The sequence below is a fragment of the Saccharopolyspora rosea genome (assembly GCF_025643595.1).
In the GTDB taxonomy this organism is placed as follows: domain Bacteria; phylum Actinomycetota; class Actinomycetes; order Mycobacteriales; family Pseudonocardiaceae; genus Saccharopolyspora; species Saccharopolyspora rosea.
On record NZ_CP102826.1, the window covers coordinates 1,590,191 to 1,608,162 of the forward strand.

23 protein-coding genes are annotated in these 17,972 nt (G+C 73.2%); 7 read left to right on the forward strand and 16 right to left on the reverse strand.

Annotation, left to right across the window (positions count from 1 at the left end):
- The first annotated feature begins 31 nt into the window (after nucleotides 1-31).
- The 3 genes from hemE to hemQ are packed head-to-tail and all read left to right on the forward strand — an operon-like array spanning nucleotide 32 to nucleotide 3,245.
- Complete coding sequence (gene hemE / locus NV263_RS07790; protein WP_263251886.1) at nucleotides 32-1,108, forward strand: uroporphyrinogen decarboxylase; 1,077 nt, start codon at nucleotides 32-34, stop codon at nucleotides 1,106-1,108.
- Nucleotides 1,105-2,562 (forward strand): protoporphyrinogen oxidase, encoded by a 1,458-nt coding sequence (gene hemG / locus NV263_RS07795; protein ID WP_263251887.1) that lies wholly within the window; start codon nucleotides 1,105-1,107, stop codon nucleotides 2,560-2,562. The genes hemE and hemG overlap by 4 nt, the downstream gene beginning before the upstream one ends.
- Nucleotides 2,550-3,245: a hydrogen peroxide-dependent heme synthase gene (gene hemQ / locus NV263_RS07800; protein ID WP_263251888.1), complete on the forward strand. Its 696-nt coding sequence runs from the start codon at nucleotides 2,550-2,552 to the stop codon at nucleotides 3,243-3,245. Before hemG ends, hemQ begins: the two co-directional genes overlap by 13 nt.
- Nucleotides 3,246-3,326: 81 nt before the next feature.
- On the opposite strand, the gene msrB is transcribed toward hemQ, so the two are convergent.
- Entirely contained in the window at nucleotides 3,327-3,746 is a 420-nt protein-coding gene (gene msrB, locus NV263_RS07805) for a peptide-methionine (R)-S-oxide reductase MsrB (RefSeq protein WP_263251889.1), read from the reverse strand.
- Between the two features lie 53 nt (nucleotides 3,747-3,799).
- The gene (locus NV263_RS07810; RefSeq protein WP_263251890.1) at nucleotides 3,800-4,081 is read right to left on the reverse strand and encodes a hypothetical protein; all 282 of its coding nucleotides are present in this window, start codon (nucleotides 4,079-4,081) and stop codon (nucleotides 3,800-3,802) included.
- A 75-nt stretch (nucleotides 4,082-4,156) separates the two neighbouring features.
- Between NV263_RS07810 and ligD the strand changes: the two genes are divergently transcribed.
- The 3 genes from ligD to NV263_RS07825 all read left to right on the forward strand — a co-directional run bounded on the left by ligD (nucleotide 4,157) and on the right by NV263_RS07825 (nucleotide 7,299).
- Nucleotides 4,157-5,149 carry a non-homologous end-joining DNA ligase gene (gene ligD / locus NV263_RS07815; RefSeq protein WP_263254111.1) on the forward strand — a complete coding sequence of 331 codons (993 nt, stop codon included), beginning with the start codon at nucleotides 4,157-4,159 and terminating at the stop codon, nucleotides 5,147-5,149.
- A gap of 201 nt (nucleotides 5,150-5,350) precedes the next feature.
- The gene (locus NV263_RS07820) at nucleotides 5,351-6,106 is read left to right on the forward strand and encodes a GNAT family N-acetyltransferase (RefSeq protein WP_263251891.1); all 756 of its coding nucleotides are present in this window, start codon (nucleotides 5,351-5,353) and stop codon (nucleotides 6,104-6,106) included.
- A gap of 803 nt (nucleotides 6,107-6,909) precedes the next feature.
- Nucleotides 6,910-7,299, forward strand: coding sequence for a hypothetical protein (locus tag NV263_RS07825; protein WP_263251892.1), 390 nt, complete (start codon nucleotides 6,910-6,912; stop codon nucleotides 7,297-7,299).
- Between the two features lie 172 nt (nucleotides 7,300-7,471).
- Here NV263_RS07825 and NV263_RS07830 read toward each other — a convergent pair whose 3' ends face one another.
- On the reverse strand, nucleotides 7,472-7,630 hold the full coding sequence (locus NV263_RS07830) for a hypothetical protein (RefSeq protein WP_263251893.1): 159 nt from the start codon (nucleotides 7,628-7,630) through the stop codon (nucleotides 7,472-7,474).
- 782 nt (nucleotides 7,631-8,412) lie between these two features.
- Nucleotides 8,413-9,975 (reverse strand): alpha/beta hydrolase, encoded by a 1,563-nt coding sequence (locus NV263_RS07835; RefSeq protein WP_263251894.1) that lies wholly within the window; start codon nucleotides 9,973-9,975, stop codon nucleotides 8,413-8,415.
- Nucleotides 9,976-10,126: 151 nt separating this feature from the next.
- Here NV263_RS07835 and NV263_RS07840 point away from each other — a divergent pair, with 151 nt between their 5' ends.
- Entirely contained in the window at nucleotides 10,127-11,035 is a 909-nt protein-coding gene (locus NV263_RS07840) for an EamA family transporter (protein ID WP_263251895.1), read from the forward strand.
- Here the strand turns inward: NV263_RS07840 and NV263_RS07845 are convergent.
- The 12 genes from NV263_RS07845 to NV263_RS07900 form a co-directional block, all read right to left on the reverse strand.
- On the reverse strand, nucleotides 10,998-11,942 hold the full coding sequence (locus tag NV263_RS07845; protein ID WP_263251896.1) for a 2-dehydropantoate 2-reductase: 945 nt from the start codon (nucleotides 11,940-11,942) through the stop codon (nucleotides 10,998-11,000). The genes NV263_RS07840 and NV263_RS07845 overlap by 38 nt on opposite strands.
- 10 nt (nucleotides 11,943-11,952) lie before the next feature.
- Complete coding sequence (locus tag NV263_RS07850; RefSeq protein ID WP_263251897.1) at nucleotides 11,953-13,068, reverse strand: ATP-dependent DNA ligase; 1,116 nt, start codon at nucleotides 13,066-13,068, stop codon at nucleotides 11,953-11,955.
- 14 nt (nucleotides 13,069-13,082) lie between these two features.
- A complete protein-coding gene (gene amaP, locus NV263_RS07855) occupies nucleotides 13,083-13,685 on the reverse strand; it encodes an alkaline shock response membrane anchor protein AmaP (protein ID WP_263251898.1) in 603 nt (200 codons plus the stop codon).
- A complete protein-coding gene (locus NV263_RS07860) occupies nucleotides 13,682-14,218 on the reverse strand; it encodes a DUF6286 domain-containing protein (RefSeq protein WP_263251899.1) in 537 nt (178 codons plus the stop codon). The genes amaP and NV263_RS07860 overlap by 4 nt, the downstream gene beginning before the upstream one ends.
- Before the next feature lie 22 nt (nucleotides 14,219-14,240).
- Nucleotides 14,241-14,630, reverse strand: coding sequence for an Asp23/Gls24 family envelope stress response protein (locus tag NV263_RS07865; RefSeq protein ID WP_263251900.1), 390 nt, complete (start codon nucleotides 14,628-14,630; stop codon nucleotides 14,241-14,243).
- On the reverse strand, nucleotides 14,627-14,806 hold the full coding sequence (locus NV263_RS07870; RefSeq protein ID WP_263251901.1) for a hypothetical protein: 180 nt from the start codon (nucleotides 14,804-14,806) through the stop codon (nucleotides 14,627-14,629). The genes NV263_RS07865 and NV263_RS07870 overlap by 4 nt, the downstream gene beginning before the upstream one ends.
- Before the next feature lie 37 nt (nucleotides 14,807-14,843).
- On the reverse strand, nucleotides 14,844-15,092 hold the full coding sequence (locus NV263_RS07875; RefSeq protein WP_263251902.1) for a hypothetical protein: 249 nt from the start codon (nucleotides 15,090-15,092) through the stop codon (nucleotides 14,844-14,846).
- On the reverse strand, nucleotides 15,089-15,397 hold the full coding sequence (locus tag NV263_RS07880) for a hypothetical protein (protein WP_263251903.1): 309 nt from the start codon (nucleotides 15,395-15,397) through the stop codon (nucleotides 15,089-15,091). The genes NV263_RS07875 and NV263_RS07880 overlap by 4 nt, the downstream gene beginning before the upstream one ends.
- A gap of 19 nt (nucleotides 15,398-15,416) precedes the next feature.
- Entirely contained in the window at nucleotides 15,417-15,929 is a 513-nt protein-coding gene (locus NV263_RS07885; RefSeq protein ID WP_263251904.1) for an Asp23/Gls24 family envelope stress response protein, read from the reverse strand.
- Nucleotides 15,930-16,030: 101 nt separating this feature from the next.
- Nucleotides 16,031-16,612 (reverse strand): hypothetical protein, encoded by a 582-nt coding sequence (locus tag NV263_RS07890; protein WP_263251905.1) that lies wholly within the window; start codon nucleotides 16,610-16,612, stop codon nucleotides 16,031-16,033.
- The gene (locus tag NV263_RS07895) at nucleotides 16,605-17,174 is read right to left on the reverse strand and encodes an RNA polymerase sigma factor (protein WP_263251906.1); all 570 of its coding nucleotides are present in this window, start codon (nucleotides 17,172-17,174) and stop codon (nucleotides 16,605-16,607) included. The genes NV263_RS07890 and NV263_RS07895 overlap by 8 nt, the downstream gene beginning before the upstream one ends.
- Entirely contained in the window at nucleotides 17,171-17,920 is a 750-nt protein-coding gene (locus NV263_RS07900; protein WP_263251907.1) for a pyrimidine reductase family protein, read from the reverse strand. Before NV263_RS07900 ends, NV263_RS07895 begins: the two co-directional genes overlap by 4 nt.
- Nucleotides 17,921-17,972 lie beyond the last annotated feature (52 nt).

A 17,972-nucleotide genomic window follows, 5' to 3' on the forward strand; every position in this document is an offset into this window, starting at 1 on the left:
GCGCCCCTGCGACCTACGGAAACCGACCGCGATGACGAACTCCGCACCGGTCTCGGCCCGCCGGGACCTCTCCGACGCGCCCCTGCTGGTGGCCGCCCGCGGCGGCACCCCCCGGCACACCCCGGTCTGGTTCATGCGGCAGGCGGGCCGTTCGCTGCCCGAGTACCGCCGGGTCCGCGAGGGCGTCCCGATGCTGCAGGCGTGCCTGACCCCGGACCTGGTCCGCGAGATCACCGCGCAGCCGGTGCGGCGGCACGGAGTGGACGCGGCGATCCTGTTCAGCGACATCGTCCTGCCGCTGTACGCGGCGGGCGTCGGACTGGACATCGTGGCGGGCACCGGTCCGGTCGTGGCCTCGCCGGTGCGCACCGCGGCCGACGTCGAGGCGCTGCCGCGGCTCGACCCGGAGCAGGTCCGCAAGGTGGGCGACGCGGTCGGCCTGCTGCTCGACGAGCTGGGCGACACCCCGCTGATCGGTTTCGCGGGCGCGCCGTTCACGCTCGCCTCCTACCTCGTGGAGGGCGGGCCGAGCCGCAACCACGAGCGCACCAAGGCGCTGATGCACTCCGACCCGCGCACCTGGCACGCCCTGCTGGAGAAGCTGGCCGACACCACGCTGACGTTCCTGCGCGTCCAGCTGGAGGCCGGGGTGGACGCGATCCAGCTGTTCGACTCCTGGGCGGGGGCCCTGTCGCTGCGCGACTACCGCGAGTTCGTGCTCCCGCACAGCAGGCGGATCTTCGAGGGCGTCGCCGAGGTCGCGGACGTGCCGAAGATCCACTTCGGGGTCGGCACCGGTGAACTCCTGGGCGCGATGCGCTCGGCGGGCGCCGACGTCGTCGGGGTGGACTGGCGGGTCCCGCTGGACGTCGCGGCGGAGCGGGTGCGCGCCGCCGAACCGGGACCGGCGGTGGTGCAGGGCAACGTCGACCCGGCCGTGCTGTTCGCCGGGTGGGATCCGGTTGAGCGCGAGGTGCGGCGCGTGCTCGCCGAGGGGCGCAGCGCGGACGGGCACGTGTTCAACCTGGGCCACGGCGTGCTGCCGACCACCGATCCGGACGTGCTGACCCGCATGGTCGAGTTCGTGCACACCGAGAGCGCGCGATGAGCAGTCCCCGCGTCGCCGTCGTCGGCGGAGGGGTCGCCGGTCTCACCGCCGCGCACCGGTTGCGCCGCACGCTCGGCCCGGACGCGGAGATCCTGCTCTTCGAGCAGGCCGATCGCGTCGGCGGCAAGCTGCGCACGGTGGAGCTGGCGGGTTGCCGCTACGACGTCGGCGCGGAGGCGTTCCTGGCCCGCCGTTCGGAGGTGCTGGATCTCGCCGCGGAACTCGGTGTGCGAGCGGAGGTGGTCCACCCCGGTCCGTCGTCCGCGACGATCCGGGCCGGCGGGCGGACCCGCCAGCTGCCCGGCGGCACGGTCATGGGCGTGCCGGCCGCCGCCGACTCGGTGCGGGACGTGCTGTCCCCGGCCGGGCTGGACCGGCTGCTCGCCGAGGCGCAGCTGCCGCCGCTGCGGCTGGACGGCGCGGACGTGTCGGTCGGCGAGTTGCTGCGGAGCCGGGTCGGTGACGAGGTGGTCGACCGCCTCGTGGAACCGCTGCTCGGCGGGGTGTACGCGGGCAGCGCCGACTCCCTGGGACTGCGCGCCACGATCCCGGCCCTGGCCGCGGCGCTCGACGCCGGTGCGGACTCCGTCACGGCCGCCGCCGCGGCGGCGTTGCCGCCCGCACCGACTCCCGGAACACCGCGACCGCCGGTGTTCGGGGCCTTCCGCGACGGCTACCGCCAGCTGTTCCACCGGCTGCTCGCCGCGGCCGACGTGCGGACCCGGCTGGGATTCCCGGTCCGGTCGCTGGCGCGCTCGCAGCGGGGCTGGCGGCTGGAGATCGGTGCCGCGCCCGACCCGACGGCCGTGGAGGTCGACGCCGTCGTGCTGGCGGTACCCGCACCCGCGGCCCGCCGACTGCTCAGCGACGTCGCCCCGGCTGCCGCCGAGCGGCTGAGCCGCGTCGAACTGGCCTCGATGATCGTGGTCGGCTTCGCGCTGCCCCCGGGCACGCCGCTGCCGGACGCGTCGGGGGTCCTGATCGCGCGCGGGGAGCGGCACGCGGACGGGACCCCGTTCACCGCCAAGGCGTTCACCTTCTCCAGCAACAAGTGGCCGCACCTGCGCGGCGCGGACGGCGAGCTCCTGGTGCGCGGTTCGGTCGGCCGCTTCGGCGAGGCCCGCGACCTGCGCCTGGACGATGCCGAGGTGCTGCGCCGGGTGCGCGCCGACTTCGCCGAGCTCACCGGGATCACCGCCGAGCCGGTGGACAGCGTGGTCGCGCGGTGGGGCGGCGGGGTGCCGCAGTACGGCGTCGGCCACCTCGATCTGGTCGCCGACGTGGAGCGGCTGGTCGGTGAGGTGCCGCGGCTCGCGCTGGCCGGCGCGGCGTTGCACGGCGTCGGCGTCCCGGCGTGCGTGGCCACCGGGGAGGCCGCAGCGGCCGACGTCACGCGGGACCTGCTGGCACAGCAGTCCTCCTGCGGTGGGACCATGGAGCCATGGCGCGCCTGAACTATGCCGAGCTCAACAGCACGATCCGCTACACGATGTGGTCGGTCTTCCGGGTCGAGCAGGGAACGCTGCCCGAGGAGCGGGACAAGGCCGCGCAGCGGACCCAGGAGTACCTCGACTCGTTGGACGACTCCGGCGTCGTGGTCCGCGGCGTCTACGACGTGTCCGGCCTGCGGTCCGACGCCGACTACATGATCTGGTGGCACGGCGAGCAGATCGAGGCCGTGCAGGCCGCCTACACCGGGTTCCGCCGGGACACCCCGCTGGGCCAGGCATCCGAGCCGGTGTGGAGCAACGTCGCGCTGCACCGCCCGGCGGAGTTCAACAAGAGCCACGTCCCGGCGTTCCTGGCCGGTGAGGAGCCCCGGGCGTACCTGTGCGTGTACCCGTTCGTCCGCTCCCACGACTGGTACCTGCTGCCCGACGACGAGCGCCGCAAGATGCTCGCCGACCACGGCACGGCCGCTCGGGACTTCCCGGACGTGCGCGCGAACACGGTCGCGTCCTTCGGGCTCGGCGACTACGAGTGGATCCTGGCCTTCGAGGCCGACGAACTGCACCGCATCGTCGACCTGATGTGGCGCATGCGCTACACCGAGGCCCGTCGCCACGTCCGCGAGGAGATCCCCTTCTACACCGGGCACCGCGTGCCCGTCGCGGATCTGGTCAACCGCCTGCCCTGAGCCACGGCGACCGCCGACCTGCCTGGGCGTCGACCGCGATCGGGTCCTCGCAGCCGAGGACTCGATCGCGGTCGGTGCGCGTCACTGCTCGGGCACGAGCCGGATCGCGATGGAGTTGATGCAGTAGCGCTGGTCGGTGGGGGTGGGGTAGCCCTCGCCCTCGAAGACGTGGCCCAGATGGCTGTGGCAGGAGGCGCAGAGCACCTCGGTGCGCACCATGCCGAGGGAGCGGTCCTGGCGGAGGATCACCGCGTCGGTGTCCGCCGGGTCGTAGAACGACGGCCAGCCGCAGTGCGACTCGAACTTGGTCTGGCTGCGGAAGAGTTCCGCGCCGCACGCGCGGCACTCGTAGACCCCGACCGACTTGGTGTCGACGTACTCGCCCGACCACGGCGGCTCGGTGGCCGCTTGGCGCAGCACGGCGTACTCGTTCGGCGAGAGCTGCTCGCGCCACTCCTGCTCGGACTTGGTGACCTTCGGAGTGCCCGGTACCGGATCCATGCCTCCACGCTAATCCTTCCCGGGGAGTGCTCGCGGACGGGGCGCCGCGGTGCTCAGCCGAGGAAGACGGCGAACATGAACGCGACCGCGTTCCAGACGGTCACCAGCACTCCGAACAGGATGAGCAGCACGACCACCAATGCCATCGCCCGCCGGTGCCCGTCGGAGCGGTTCACGCTGCGCGCGAAGTCGTCCACGCCCCGCAGCATGCCCTCCACGGTCGCCTCGGAGTTCGGCGGTCGCATGCGGTCGAGGTGCGCGGCGAAGGCCCGGACCTCCGGGTCGCGGGGGTCCAGCCCGTCGAGATCGCCGAAGCGGTCGCCGTCGCGGTCCACCCGCCCACGGTAACGCGACGGACCGCCGACGTCGGTGCCCGCGTTTAGGCTGCTCGCGTGGCAGCACCGCTCCAGATGCGGGTCGACGGACCGGAGGGCCCGCGCACCGTCAGGTTGTCCAACCCGGACAAGGTGTACTTCCCGGAACGCGGGTTCACCAAGCGGCAGGTGGCCGAGTACTACCTCGCGGTCGCCGAACCGCTGCTGCGGGCGATCGGAGGCCGACCGACCACGCTGAAGCGGTTCCCGGGCGGTGTGACCGGGGAGCCGTTCTACGCCAAGCGGGTGCCGAAGGGCGCACCGTCGTGGGTGCGCACCGCGGAGGTGGCGTTCCCGTCCGGTCGCAAGGCCCTGCAGGTCTGCCCGAGCGAACCCGCGGTGCTCGTGTGGGCGGCCGGGCTGGGCACCCTCGACTTCCACCCGTGGCCGGTGCGCGCTGCCGACACCGACCACCCCGACGAACTGCGCGTCGACCTCGACCCGCAGCCGGGCACCGACTACGCGGACGCGGCCCGCGTCGCCGGGGTGCTGCGCGAGGTCCTGGCCGAGGCCGGGCTGACCGGTTTCCCGAAGACCTCCGGCGGGCGGGGCATCCACGTGCTGGTGCGCATCCGACCGCGCTGGGACTTCGTCCAGGTCCGACGCGCGGTGATCGCCCTGGCCCGGGAGGTGCAGCGACGCGTGCCGAATCTGGCCACTGTGGACTGGTGGAAGGTGGACCGCGGACAGCGGGTGTTCCTGGACTTCAACCAGGCCGCCCGGGACCGCACCATCGCCTCCGCCTGGTCCGTGCGCGGCACCCCGCGCGCCACCGTGTCCACCCCGCTGACGTGGGACCAGCTGCCCGAGGTCGAACCGGACGACTTCGACCTGTCCACCGCACCCGACTGGCTGGCCGAGCACGGCGACCCGCACCGCGCCCTGGACGACCGCAGCCACGACATCGACGCCCTCCTGGACTGGTTCGCACGCGACGAACGCGACCGCGGCCTCGGCGAACTCCCGTACCCACCCGACTACCCGAAGATGCCCGGCGAACCGACCCGGTCGCGCAAGGGTGGGAAATAGGCCGTGAGCTGGAAAACGGGTTGCTCTGTCGTGTGCCGGGCGGCTAGCGTCCGTTCCGTCGTGATCGAACACGGAAGGACGATGCCTGTGCTTGCGACCCGCTGGTGGGCCGCTCGCCACTCCGCCGGACGCGCATCCGGTGTGCGCTGCTGAAGCGGCCCGTTCGCACGGAACCCGTCTTCAGACGCAAAAGGACCTTCCATGTTCGCATTCGAGTCCCGCGCGCACGCCTACCTGCGCGCCGCGGCCGGTGACCGTGTCATTCGCACCGGACCCTTCACCGTCCGCATCGACCCCCACGACGCCGGACTCTTCTTCAACTACGCCATCCCCGATGACGGCGCCGAACCGACCGGCGACCATGTCCAGCAGCTCGTCGAGATGTTCACCCGCCGGTCGCGGACGCCGCGTCTGGAGTATTTTCCCGCCGCTGCTCCGCGCGTCGAGGACGCGCTGCTCGCGTCCGGGTTCACCGCCGAACGGCGGCTGCCGATCCTGACGTGTGATCCCGCGGAGGCGCCCGCGCCGCGGATCGTCGGACCAGTCGAGGTCGTGCTCGCCGAGACGGACGAGCAGCTTCGGAAGGTCGCCGAGGCGCAGGGCGAGGCATACGAGCAGCCCGTGACCTCTGAGCACGACGTCGCGCGGCTACGCCGCGTGCTGGATCGCGGCGGCCTGGTGGCCCTCGCCTGGGACACGGTGACGGGACAGGGTGTGGGCGGCGGCCAGATCGGGCCGCCGCACCGGGGCGTGAGCGAGCTCGCCGCCATCGGTGTGCGCGTGGCGTACCGGCGCCGGGGGATCGCCTCCGCGCTCGCCGCTGTCCTGACGCGCGCCTGCCCGAGCGCCGGAATCACCACACCGTTCCTCATGCCGGAGAACGACGACACCGAGCGGATCTATCAGCGCGCCGGATACCGACGTGCCTCGGAGATCCTGCACATCTCGCTGCGGTGACTCGGCTTTCCCGGCCACCCGGGTGGCCGGGAAAGCCGAGTCACCAACTGGTATCCCGAAGCTGCCCGGCGAACCGACGCGGTCGCGCAAGGGCGGGAAGCAGGGGCAGTTGTTGACGGTCCGCTGTGGACGAGGGGCGCCGGGCTGACGCCAGAGGGGCTAGGTGTCAGCCCGGCGCACCGCGGGACCGGCCGCGGAGGAGTCGCACATGCGGCCGATCGATGGCGCGAACGTCACTCGCGCGGGTGAGAAGGTAGTGATCTGAAGTGTCAAGACGCCATAGCACGCCATCCTGATTCACCTGATCAGTGCAAGATCTTCACGTATCGGTTACATGTGCGTCGCGTTGTGCAACCGCGTCAGCTGTTCCCGGGCGTCGCCGCCGACCGCGACGGCCTTTCCGGCGAAGTCGCTCGAACCCGCTCTCGGTGCCGCGAGCTGTTGTCGTCGGTCGGCCTGCGACGAGAGGTCGGCGCAAGGACGGGAATCCGACGCCCGGATCGGGAACGCGGAAAAACGCGGAAATTCGAGCGGCGGGCGAGCATGGCACGGCCGCACGCGCGGGAAATAGGACCCATTCCACAGAAACCGCGAACGATGTGGTCACGCGACTGTCACGGAATGGTGTACATTCTCGGCGCCCTAGGGGTTCTGACCTCGGCAAACGATGAGTGAATCGCCTGGTCGGAAGGTGTTTCCGACTCGAATTCATATTTTTCCGGGGGTTTGCCGTGCCACATTCACGATGTGTTCGGCGCGATGGGGTTGTGCGGTCGCCATTGTGGTGGACACAATGCCCGGCCATGAGCTACGACCCCTATGGCGGTCCCCATCCTCACCGGCAGCAAAACCACGGTTACTACCCGCAACACGACGAGTACCGGGAGGGATATTCGGCCGAATACCGTCATCGACACGACGGGGCCGAAACGGTCGCGAACATCATTCGCGTCGTTGTCGGCCTGGTGGTCGCTGTTTTCGCCCTGCACGTCCTTTTCGTCGTCTTCCACGCCAACCACGGCAACGAATTCGTCTCCGCCGTCTACACGTTGGCCAAGGCGCTCGTGCTGGGGCTGGGAGACGTGTTCACGCCCAACGACGCGGTCCTCGGCGTGGTCCTGAACTACGGCCTTGCCGCGCTGGTCTACGTCATCGTCGGGCAACTCGTCATCACGCTGCTGCGTCGCCGCTGAACGACGACGGCCGAGCCCGCGCCGGGCGCCGACCGGGGGCGCACTGCTGGTCGGTGAGCCGGGAGGGTGCGGTTGGAGGGTTCGCCCCGTCATCGTGCGGAGGCGGGGCGAACCCTGTTCGTGCGGGCGTCGCCGGGGCGGTCACCCGCCGACGGCGCGGGTGCGGCGGTGGTCAGCGATCCGCTCGCGGGCCTTCGGTGTAGGCGACGAACGGATCGCCGCGCACCTCCACGCCGCCGGGCTGCACTCCGACTCCGCCGACCAGCACCACGACCACCGCTGCGATGAGCGCTCCCACGGCCAGCGCCCACGAGACCGTTATCCGAGACACGGATCCAACCTCCACGGTCGGCACCTTGCCGACCCGGTCACTTGTCGCGGAACTCGACGATGTCGTTACCGTCCGGAGTCGACGGACCTCCGCGCCGGGCCGACGGCCTCGGTGGCGTCGCCGAACGCGCCGCGATCCCCGGGAATGGGTGACTTCCCGGAACAGCGGGGAAAAGCGGCTTGATCCCCGTGGGGCCTCGCTCCGCGATCCGGCCCCGGCGTGCTCGGGGGTCATGGCGCCGGGCTGAGCTCGGAGGGGCTCGGGGTCAGCCCGGCGCCGCGGACCCGGCCGCCGAAGGGGAGTCGCGATGCGGCCGGTCGGTGCGCGAACGTCACTCGCGCGACGCCCACATTAACGATCAGCGTCGGGCCGAAGGTTCCCGTCATGCCGAACTCACTCGAACGAGACCCACAGTGGACAGTGCGCCCGGTCGGTCGCCGCGTCACCCCCGGGGGCGAGGCGATCTCACCTCTTTGCCGGATTGATCGAGTGCTGTCCGTATTCGGTCACGGATTGCAATGCGAGAATGTGCCCTGTTCAACAGTCCGGCGGACACTCATTCGCTCGGGTAGCGGTGTCCCGGTCGCTCCACTGCCGAGCACCATCGCAACCGTCGGTATTCACCACCACGCGGGAGGCCAACCATGGTCCGCACCGAAGTCAAGCGCGCTCCGGAAGCCAAGGGTGGCTGCAGCTGCTGCGGGAGCTGCACCGGTCCTTCGTGCGGCTGCTGCTCCAGCTGCGGCTGAGCAGTGGAGTGCCTGCCCGGGGTGCTTGCGGGATCACCCCGGGCAGGCCATGCCCTCGGTCGGGACCGCGCCGTCGATCAGGAAGCGGCTGACGGCGCGGTCGACGCAGTCGGAGCGGCCCAGCGCCCCGTGACCCGCACCCTGCCAGCGCAGCACGACCCCGGTCGGCAGCTGCTCGGCCATGTGATCGCTGCCGAGTCCGGGCACCACCGGGTCGTGCGCGGTGCTGATCACCGGGATCGGCGGCAGGTCGGTGCGGCGCGGTGACGGCAGCGGCTGCTGCGGCACCGGCCACGAGCCGCACCAGACCAGTCGTTGCGCGAAAACCCCGCCGAACAGCGGGTACTTGCCCACCCAGTCGGCCGCCACCTCGGCGCTGCGCTCCGGCGGCACGCGCAGCGTGGTGTCGTTGCACCCCGTGATCAGTTCGCTGTCCAGCCTGGGCGGGTCGGCGCCCTGGGGCGTCACGAGCGGCGCGCTCAGCCCCGCCAGCCCGGCGCCGTCGCCGCGGTCGGCGGCGACCAGCGCGTCGACGAGCGCGGGCCACGCGTCGCGATCGGACAGCCCGCTCAGCACCGCCTGCACGACCCGGCCCGCCGGGACCTGGGTGCCCGGCGCGGGCAGCGGAGCCGTCCGGGCGCGGTCGACGATGCGGTTCACCGTCGCGCGCGGGTCCGGGCCGAGCGGGCAGGCGCGGCTCGCGCAGTCCGCGGCGAAGGCGTCGAAGCTCTGCTCCGCGCTCTGGGCCTGCGATTCCAGCTGCCCCATGGCGTCGCGCGTCGGGTCGGGGGCGCCGTCGAGGACGATCCGGCCGATCGAGCTGGGGTAGCGCTCCGCGTAGGTCATCAGCAGCCGGGACGCCTCGCCACGCGCGACGGCGTGCAGCCTCGGAACGCCCATCTCCAGGCGCAGTTCCTCCAGGTCCGACGCGGTCCGCCAGGTGTCGTACGCCTGCAGCCGCTCGTCGAGGTTGAGCAGGCACTCCTGGCTGGCCCGCAGCACCGCGTCGTTGAGCGGGCCGAGCGCGGCCCGGTCGGTCGCGCGGGGATCGAATCCGACGATCGCCTCGCGCTGCTGCGCGGGCACGCAGTCGGCGGGCTCCGAATGACCGGTGCCGCGCCGGTCCAGTCCGATGATCGTGAAGGTGCGCAGCATCTCCGGCGGCAGCCGCAGGGCCGTCCGGGCCGCGTACGTCGTGCCCGGCTCGCCGCCGATGTCGTTGAGCAGCACCAGCGGAATCCCACCGGTGCCGACCTTCAGCAGCGCCGTGCGCGCGGTGCCGTGGGTGGGCGCTTCCGGTGAGTCGAGCGTGTTCAGCAGCCGGGAGCAGGAGAAGGTCATCCCGGCGGGCAGCTGCGGTCCGCCGAGTTCGGCGCGGGTCTGCTCGGTGCAGTCCTGCCAGGCCAGCGCGTCGTGGCCGGGGATGCCCAGCGGCGGCACCGGGGCGGGCTTCGGCGGCTGCGGCGCCGGGGCGACCTGCTGCTGCGAGTCCTGGTAAGCGACGGCGGGACGCTGCGACGGGCCCACCGAGCAGGCCGCCACCAGCAGCAGGAGCGGCGCCAGCGCGGCCCCGAACCCCCTGGCGCTGCGCGGCACGGCTACTCCTCGTCGGTGGCTGGTCCTGCGGGCTCTCAGCATCGCATGATCGCAGTGAGAACCAGGTGAGGGGCCTGACAATCCGGTTCGGCTGACCGGGTGCTTCGCGATACGTTCGCCATAGGGGGCTGACCACGGGAGAAGGAGCGTCGTGCAGGTCGCGCAGGTTGATTCGGGGGCCGGTTTCTCGGACGGCCGTTCGCTGTTCGGCGTGGAGCGGGTCTCCGCGCGGGCGCTCGGCGCCGTGCCGCCCCCGCTGCTGGTGCTGCTCGGCGTGGTCAGCCTCCAGGTGGGTGCGGCGTTCGCCAAGCAGCTGTTCGCGACCGCGGGAGCGTCCGGCGTGGTGGCGTTGCGCCTGCTGTTCGCCGCGGTGGTCCTGCTGGTGGTGTGGCGGCCGTCGGTGCGGCTGAGCCGCCGGACGCTGGCCGTCGTGGCCGGGTACGGCGCCGTGCTGGCCGGGATGAACATGTGCATCTACCAGTCGTTCGAGCGGATCCCGCTCGGCGCGGCGGTCACCATCGAGTTCCTCGGCCCGCTGGCGGTGGCGGTGGTCGGCTCGCGTCGCAAGCTCGACGTGCTGTGGGCGCTGCTGGCCGGCGCCGGGGTGTTCCTGCTGTCCCGCGTCGAGGGCGGGCTCGACTGGATCGGGGTCGGTTTCGCGCTGGCCGCCGGAACGATGTGGGCCTGCTACATCCTGCTCGGCGCCAAGCTCGGCAGCCGCACCAGCGGCGGTTCCGGCCTGGCGCTGGGCATGGCCTTCGGCGCGGTGGTCGCCGCGCCGTTCGGAGTCGCCGAGGCCGGTCCGGCGCTGCTCGACCCGGCGGTGCTGGTGGCCGGCGCGGTCGTCGCCCTGATGTCCTCGGTGATCCCGTACTCGTTGGAGCTGGAGGCGCTGCGCCGGATGCCGCCCCGGGTGTTCGGCATCCTGATGAGCCTGGAGCCGGCGGTCGCGGCGCTCGCGGGACTGCTGGTGCTCGGCGAGCAGCTCGGCGCCTGGCAGTGGGTCGCGATCGGCTGCGTGGTCACGGCTTCGGTGGGTTCGACGCGCAGCTCGGTCTGAGCTCCGCGACCGAGGCCGGGAGTCGGGTGGGGCGCAGGCCGCGCATCAGGGCGAGCACGGTCTCGTTCCGGGGGACCGGGATGCCGTGCCGACGCGCCGCGCGGACCACGGCCCCGGTGATGTGCTCGTGCTCGGTCGGCAGGCCGGCCAACCGGTCGTAGAGCATCGACGAGCCGTTCTCCCGGGGGAAGTCCGAGGTGAACCCGGACACGACCGCGTCGACGTCGGCCCGCGTCAGGGCGGCGCCTTCGGCCCGGGCGACGGCGAGCGCCTCGTCCAGCAGCGCCGCGCCGAGGTCGCGCACCTCGGGCACGTCGAACACGTCGAGGCGGCGCAGGGTCAGCGCGGTGATCGGATTGGCCCCCACGTTCGACAGCAGCTTGCGCCAGGCGGCCGCGGCGAAGTCCTCCGCCACCGACACCTCGACCGGCGATCCGGCCAGCAGCGCGGCGAACCGCGTCCCCACCTCGCCCGGCTCGACGAGCATGGTGCCCGGCGACCGGCGGACGACGTGCCCGGGGCGCACCCGCTCGGCGGCGACGTAGATCAGCGCGGGCAGCACGGGCGCGGACAACCCCATGTCGGCGACCGATTCCCGGTGCTCGATGCCGTTCTGCACCACCACGACCGGCGTCCCGGGGGCGTCGAGCCGTTCCAGCCACGGCCGGGCGCCCGCGACGTCGGGCACCTTCGTCGTCAACAGCACCCAGTCCACGTCGCCGACGGCGTCGGGCTCGGTGACCACCGGCACCGGGACCTCCGCGGTGCCGTCGGGGGTTTCCAGCGACAACCGGTCGAACGGCGTGCGCGCGCACAGGGTGACCTGGTGGCCGAGGTCGTGCGCGGCGGCGGCGAGAACCCCGCCGATCGCCCCGGAGCCGATCACGGCGATGCGTCGAGCCTCCACGCGCCGCAGGTTACTCGCCGCGGCGGCCGCCCCGGAGAACATCGCCGAACAGCACGGAGTCGAGGTCGTAACGGGTCGGCTCGTCGAGCTGGTCGTACCGGCACGACGCGGGGTCGCGGTCGGGACGCCACCGCACGAACTGGGTGGTGTGCCGGAACCTCGCGGGGCGCTCGCCCTCGGTGTGGTCGTAGGAGACCTCGACGACCCGTTCCGGCCGCAGCGGGATCCACGGCTGCTCGCTGCTGCGCCACCGGTTGATCGCCCCCGGCAACCGGCGCCCGTCCTCGGCCTGCGGTCCGGTCCACGGGTGCTCCCCGCTGGTGACCAGCCCGGACAGCTCGGACGCCAGGGCGCGTCGCTGGGCGGCGGGGAACGCGCCGACGACGCCGACGTGGTGCAGCACGCCGTGCTCGTCGTGCAGGCCCAGCAGCAGCGAGCCGACCGCCGTGCCGGGCTCGGTGCCGGTGTGCCAGCGGAGCCCGGCGACCACGCAGTCGGCGGTCCGGGAGTGCTTGATCTTGGACATGACGCGCTTGCCCGGCTGGTAGGTGCCGCCGGCGTCCTTGGCGATCACCCCGTCCAGCCCGGCCCCCTCGAACAGCCGGAACCACTCGGCGGCGGTGTCGGCGTCGTCGGTGGCGGGCGTGGTGCGCAGCCCGCTGCGGTCCAGGTCGAGACCGGTCAGCGCCGCGCGGCGCTGCGCGAAGCCCACGCCGGTGAGGTCCCGGTCGTCCAGCGCCAGCAGGTCGAAGGCGACGAACGTGGCGGGCGTCCGCTCGGCGAGCAGCCGCACCCGGCTCGCGGCGGGGTGGATGCGTTCGCCGAGCGCGTCCCAGTCCAGCCGGTCGCCGTCGGGATCGCGGCGGACGACGACCAGTTCGCCGTCGAGCACGACGGGCCGGTCGACGTGCTCGGCGACGGTCCGCAGCACCTCCGGGAAGTACCGGTTGAACGATTTGCCGGTCCGCGACTGGAGGAAGACCGGATCGGACCCGGCGGGGTCGACGAACACCAGGCAGCGGAACCCGTCCCACTTGGGTTCGAACAGCAGTCCGCCGCGCCGCGGGATGTCGTCGACCGGCGCGGCCAGCATCGGTTTCACCGGCGGGGACAGGAGCAGCGCCACGGGGGCCTCCCAGGTCAGCGGACCCGCTGTCGCGGAGCCCGGTCGAGTTCGAGGCGGATCGCGGTCGGCAGGTTCTCGGACTCCAACGCCTCGCGGGCCCGGGAGAGCACCTTGGTGTCCAGTTCCTCCCACACCTGCCGGACGTTCGCCCCTTCCTGCAGCGACAGCGTCAGCCGCAGCGCGGGACGCCGTTCGTCCCCGGCCATGCGCACCCGCGCGCGGGTGACGCCGGTGACCGTCTCGGCGTCGGCCCGCACCGCGTCGGTCAGCGCCCCCGAGGTCACCGTCAGGTGGCCGTCGGGCTCCCGCTGCACCCGGATGTCCGGTCTGGCCTCCGGCCGCAGCGCGCGGACGACCCACCACAGGCCGAGCGCGAGCAGCACCAGGCCGACCGGGATCGCCACCAGCGGGTAGTGCGACCACCACTCCCGCAGCATCGGGTCGAGCACGGGGCGCCGCGCCCGGTAGAAGCCCAGCCAGCCGGTGCCGACGACCAGCGCGGCCACACCCGCCAGCAACGCCAGCAGTCCGAGCACGGTGACGACCGTGCGCTCGAAGGTCATGCCGCGACCGGTGGGCGTGGTGCTGGGCCGGATCGTGCCCTCGCCGGTCGTCATCGCCGCTCCTTCGCCGGGGACACCGACACCGCGACCTTGGGCGCCCGGCGCAGCGGGAGGTCGCCCACCGCGTGCTCGGTCGTGTCGGTCACCCGCTGCCGGAGGTCGCCGAGCTGCCGGAACTGCGACGTCGCCCGCACCCGCACGCGCTTGGCGTCGGCGGTGACCGAGGCGCTGGCCACGCCGTCCTGGTCGCGCACCTGGTGGCCGACGAGCCGGGCCAGCGAACGCGGGTCGGTCGTCACGGTCACCTCCGGCGCCGGGTCGTGCAGCCGCACGTCGCGGCGCCGCGCACCGGCCGCGACCAGCAGCAGGAGGAGCCCCGCGACGGCGACGCCGATGGCCGTCGCGCGCACCGGGGTCGCGTCCCAGGGCACCGCGTCGAGCGCGGACCGCATCGTCGGCCAGGGGACCAGCAGACCGCCGGTGTCCGGGCGCAGCTGCGCCCAGGCGGTTTCGACCACCAGCAGCACCCCGGCCGCCGCGACGGCGAGCCCGACCAGCGTGGTGATCAGCCGTACCAACAGACGCATCGTTCTCCGAAGTCCCTCCCGGTCACCGCACCCGCGGCGCCTCGTGCCCGGGCACCAGTGCGGACACCGTCACGTCGATGCTGCGGACCTCGCACCCGGCGAGCCGGAGCAGGTCGTCGCGCACCCGCTCGCGCACCGACTCGACGGTCCGCCGCACCGGTGCCGGGTACCGCAGCGCGACGTCGAGGCGGATCCGCAACGCCTGGTCCGGTCCGGACAGCCGGGCGCTCGCGCCGTGCTCGCCGACCCCGACCCCGACGACCCGACGGCGCACCCGGGTGCTGCCGGGGTCCTGGTCGGCGGCGTGCTCGGCGATCTTGCGCAGCACGGTGCGGCTGATCTCCAGCCGTCCGCGCTCGTCCGCCTCCGCCCGCTGCTCCTCGCGCGGGTCGGCCGCGGTTCCCGCGGTCACCGGTCCCGTCCCTTGCCGAACAGGTCGCCGATCTCCAGTTCGCCGTCGACGATGCGCCCGACCACCAGGCCGATCGCCCCGAGCACCAGCGCGACCAGGAATCCGACGAAGCCGCCGACCGCCGCGGCCAGGCCGAGGATGAGCCCGGCGATCAGGCCGGTCTGCGTCCCGTTCATCGTGAACCTCCGAGTTCCCTCCACTGCGGACAGTGCATCACCGGACGCGCGGCGGGCGCCTGCGGCGGGCCCACCGCTCGCGCAGCCGGTGCAGCAGACCGCGCACCCCGCGGGCGCGGTCTACGACGACGATCGGCGCGTCGTAGCGGTCCGGCCGCTCGCGCCGGGCCCGGAACTCGGCCACGCCGGCGGCGAAGACCGCCGGGTCGCCGCCGACGTCCGGGTGGTGGGTCCGGACGAACGCGCGGAACTCGGCGCGCGCCACCGCGTCGCGGTCCGCGCTCATCCCGCGCCGCCCGGCTCGTCGGTGACCACATCGGACACGGTGACGTCCACCGGCCGGTCGCCGACCACTCCGGCGACCCGGATGCGCAGGTCGGCGACGATCTCCGGCAGCGGTCGGTCCAACCGCAGCACCACACCCACCTCCACGGGGGCGTCGCCCTCGGTCAACCGGACGCCGTCGACCCGGCGGCCGGGCAGGTGCGAGGCGATGTCCCCGTACCGGCCGGCGTCGAGCCGCACCACCGACGGGTGCTCGCGAACCGCCCGCACAACCCGGTCGACCGGCTCTTCGCCCTGGGACGTCACGGCGCGCTCCACCGCCCCCTCACTCCACCCGCGACGTGCCGGACTGCGCGCCGGTCTCCTCGTCCTCCGAGGGCAGGTGGATGTCGTTGACCGAGATGTTCACCTCGATCACCTCCAGGCCGGTCATCCGCTCCACGGCGCCGATCACGTTGCGCCGCACGGCCCGCGCGAGGTCCACGATGGACGCGCCGTACTCCACGACGATGTCGAGGTCCACGGCGGCCTGCTTCTCGCCGACCTCCACCTGCACACCGGAAACCGAGGACGTGCCGCTGCCGCCCGGGATCCGCTCCCGGATGGCGCCGAACGCGCGGGACACCCCGCCGCCCATCGCGTACACCCCGGAGATCTCGCGCGCCGCGATCCCGGCGATCTTCTGCACCACCGAGGCGGCGATGGTGGTCTTGCCCTGCGAGGTCTCGTCCGCCAGCCGGGAGGGCTGGCCGCTCCCGCGCGTCTCGGGGATCCGCTGGCTCTCGCCGCCGCTGTCCCCGCCGCTCTTCGTGTTCTCCGCAGCACCTGACTGCGCCATGGGACAAACTCCTTCCTCCGCGTGCGGGCCGCCGATCGGCGGTGCCCGACAGGATTTGCGATGAGATCAGGTGATCCGATCTCGCGCCGGTGTGTCCGGCATCACTCATTGTGGCGCCGTTGGGCGTCCGGCGGCGCGACGTCGGACACCCGGACCCGCACGGACGGGGCCGCCGGGCCGAGCGCCGCGCGCACCGCGTCGTCGAGTTCGCGCCGGACGGCCTCGGCCAGCCGGGGCGCGGGCAGCGGGTAGCGGACGGCCAGGTCCACCCGGACCTCGTCGACGTCGCCGGTGCAGCCGCGCAGGTGCACCCCGGGGTGACCGGTCAGCACCTCCCCGGCCAGCCGCCGGGTCAGCAGCACCACGGTCTGCGGGGACACCCGCAGCCTGCCGCGGTCCTGCTCGATCTCCGCGGGCGAAGCGCCGGAGGCTCCCCGCACCCCGCGCACGGTCAGCAGGGCGCGCTCGACGAGTCCGTGCGGTGGCTCCACCGGGACCCGCGCGGCCCGCCGCACCGGTGCCCACTCGGCGTCCAGCACCGCCAGTTCACGCCGGCAGTGCGGGCATCCGGCGACGTGCTCGGCCAGCTCGGCCGGTTCGCCGTCGGAGTGGAAGCCGAGCAGCTCGCCGACGGTCCGCCCGCAGGGCAGCGCCCGGCCGGGGTCGAAGGAGCGGTCACCCATCGTGCATCTCCCTCAACCGGGCCAGCAGCGTCGTCCGCGCTCGATGCAGGCGGGACCGCAGGGCCGCCTCGTTCACCCCGAGCACCTCGGAGATCTCCTCGTAGCTCATCTCCTCCAACTCGCGGAGCACGAGCGGCACGCGCTGCGAGGGTTCCAGCGTGGCTATCGCGCGGTGCACGAGCGCGGTCTCCTCGGTGCGCACCGCTTGCCCCTCAGGATTGACCGCGCGCGGATCGGAGATCAAGCCGCCGACGGCCTCGTCGGTGGTGTCCAGCGGCACGGTCGGGCGCCGTCGCCGCAGCTGCGCCAGCGCGGCGTTGGTGACCACCCGGTACAGCCAGGTCGCCGGTGCCGATTCGCCCCGGAAGCGGTCCAGCGAGCGCCACGCCGACACCCACGCCTCCTGCACCGCGTCCTCGGCCTCCGCGGAGTCGCCCAGGACGCGGAACGCGACCCGGTACATCTTCGTGGTGTGCCGGCGCACCAGTTCGTCGAACGCCGCGGAGTCGCCTCGCTTGGCGGCCGACACGAGGACGTCGTCCGCACCGGCACCATCGTTCACACGGGCATTCTCGCGTAACGCAGGAGGAGCAGCGATTCCGCGTGCAGCGCGGACTCCAGCCGCATGCGGCGCGGCGGCTCGGCGCCGACCCCGTGCGCGATCCGCCCGGCGTCGCCGCTGGTGAGCAGCGGTGACAGGGTCAGGCACAGCTCGTCCACCAGGTCCTGGTCGACCAGCTCGCCGAACAGCGTGGGGCCGCCTTCGCACCCGATGCGGCGCAGGCCGCGCGCGTCGAGCTCGGCCAGCGCCACCCGCAGGTCGACGTGCTCGTCGCCGGTGACGACGACGTCGGCGCCCGCGTCGGCGAGCGCGCGGCGACGACCCTCGGGAGCCGCCGCGCAGGTGAGCACGATCGGCCGGGCGATGGTGTCGGTGAGCAGCGGCGAGTCCGGCGGGATCGAGCAGCGCGCGGTGACCAGCGCGATCGGCGGCACCTCCGACAGGCCCAACCGGCTGCGGCGATCCGCGCGGACCTCCGTGCGCTTGACCCCGCGGTAGCCCTCGATCGTCGCGGTGCCCGCGCCGACCAGCACCACGTCCGAGAGGTCCCGGATCAGCCCGAGCACCCGCTGGTCGGCGGGCGCGGACAGGCCGCGGGAGCTGCCGCGCACCGTCACCGCGCCGTCGAGGCTGGAGACGAAGTTGACCCGCAACCAGGGGCGGTGCAGTTCCCCCGGGTACGCGTAGAAGTCCTCCAGCTCGTCGTCCACCTGTCGCGCGCCGTCCACCGGCCAGAGCCTGTCCACGCCGCCATCCCACCACGTCGTTCGCGCGGACCGCGGCGGTGGTCGCTGAGCA

Excerpts from the sequence above, each read along its gene's own strand:
- NV263_RS07820 (WP_263251891.1), top strand. The coding sequence starts at position 5,351 with ATGTTCGCATTCGAGTCCCGCGCGCACGCCTACCTGCGCGCCGCGGCC.
- NV263_RS07885 (WP_263251904.1), bottom strand. The coding sequence starts at position 15,929 with ATGGCGCAGTCAGGTGCTGCGGAGAACACGAAGAGCGGCGGGGACAGC.
- NV263_RS07890 (WP_263251905.1), bottom strand. The coding sequence starts at position 16,612 with ATGGGTGACCGCTCCTTCGACCCCGGCCGGGCGCTGCCCTGCGGGCGG.
- msrB (WP_263251889.1), bottom strand. The coding sequence starts at position 3,746 with ATGGATCCGGTACCGGGCACTCCGAAGGTCACCAAGTCCGAGCAGGAG.
- ligD (WP_263254111.1), top strand. The coding sequence starts at position 4,157 with ATGCGGGTCGACGGACCGGAGGGCCCGCGCACCGTCAGGTTGTCCAAC.
- NV263_RS07875 (WP_263251902.1), bottom strand. The coding sequence starts at position 15,092 with ATGAGCGCGGACCGCGACGCGGTGGCGCGCGCCGAGTTCCGCGCGTTC.
- hemG (WP_263251887.1), top strand. The coding sequence starts at position 1,105 with ATGAGCAGTCCCCGCGTCGCCGTCGTCGGCGGAGGGGTCGCCGGTCTC.
- amaP (WP_263251898.1), bottom strand. The coding sequence starts at position 13,685 with ATGACGACCGGCGAGGGCACGATCCGGCCCAGCACCACGCCCACCGGT.
- hemE (WP_263251886.1), top strand. The coding sequence starts at position 32 with ATGACGAACTCCGCACCGGTCTCGGCCCGCCGGGACCTCTCCGACGCG.
- NV263_RS07870 (WP_263251901.1), bottom strand. The coding sequence starts at position 14,806 with ATGAACGGGACGCAGACCGGCCTGATCGCCGGGCTCATCCTCGGCCTG.
- NV263_RS07860 (WP_263251899.1), bottom strand. The coding sequence starts at position 14,218 with ATGCGTCTGTTGGTACGGCTGATCACCACGCTGGTCGGGCTCGCCGTC.
- NV263_RS07825 (WP_263251892.1), top strand. The coding sequence starts at position 6,910 with ATGAGCTACGACCCCTATGGCGGTCCCCATCCTCACCGGCAGCAAAAC.
- hemQ (WP_263251888.1), top strand. The coding sequence starts at position 2,550 with ATGGCGCGCCTGAACTATGCCGAGCTCAACAGCACGATCCGCTACACG.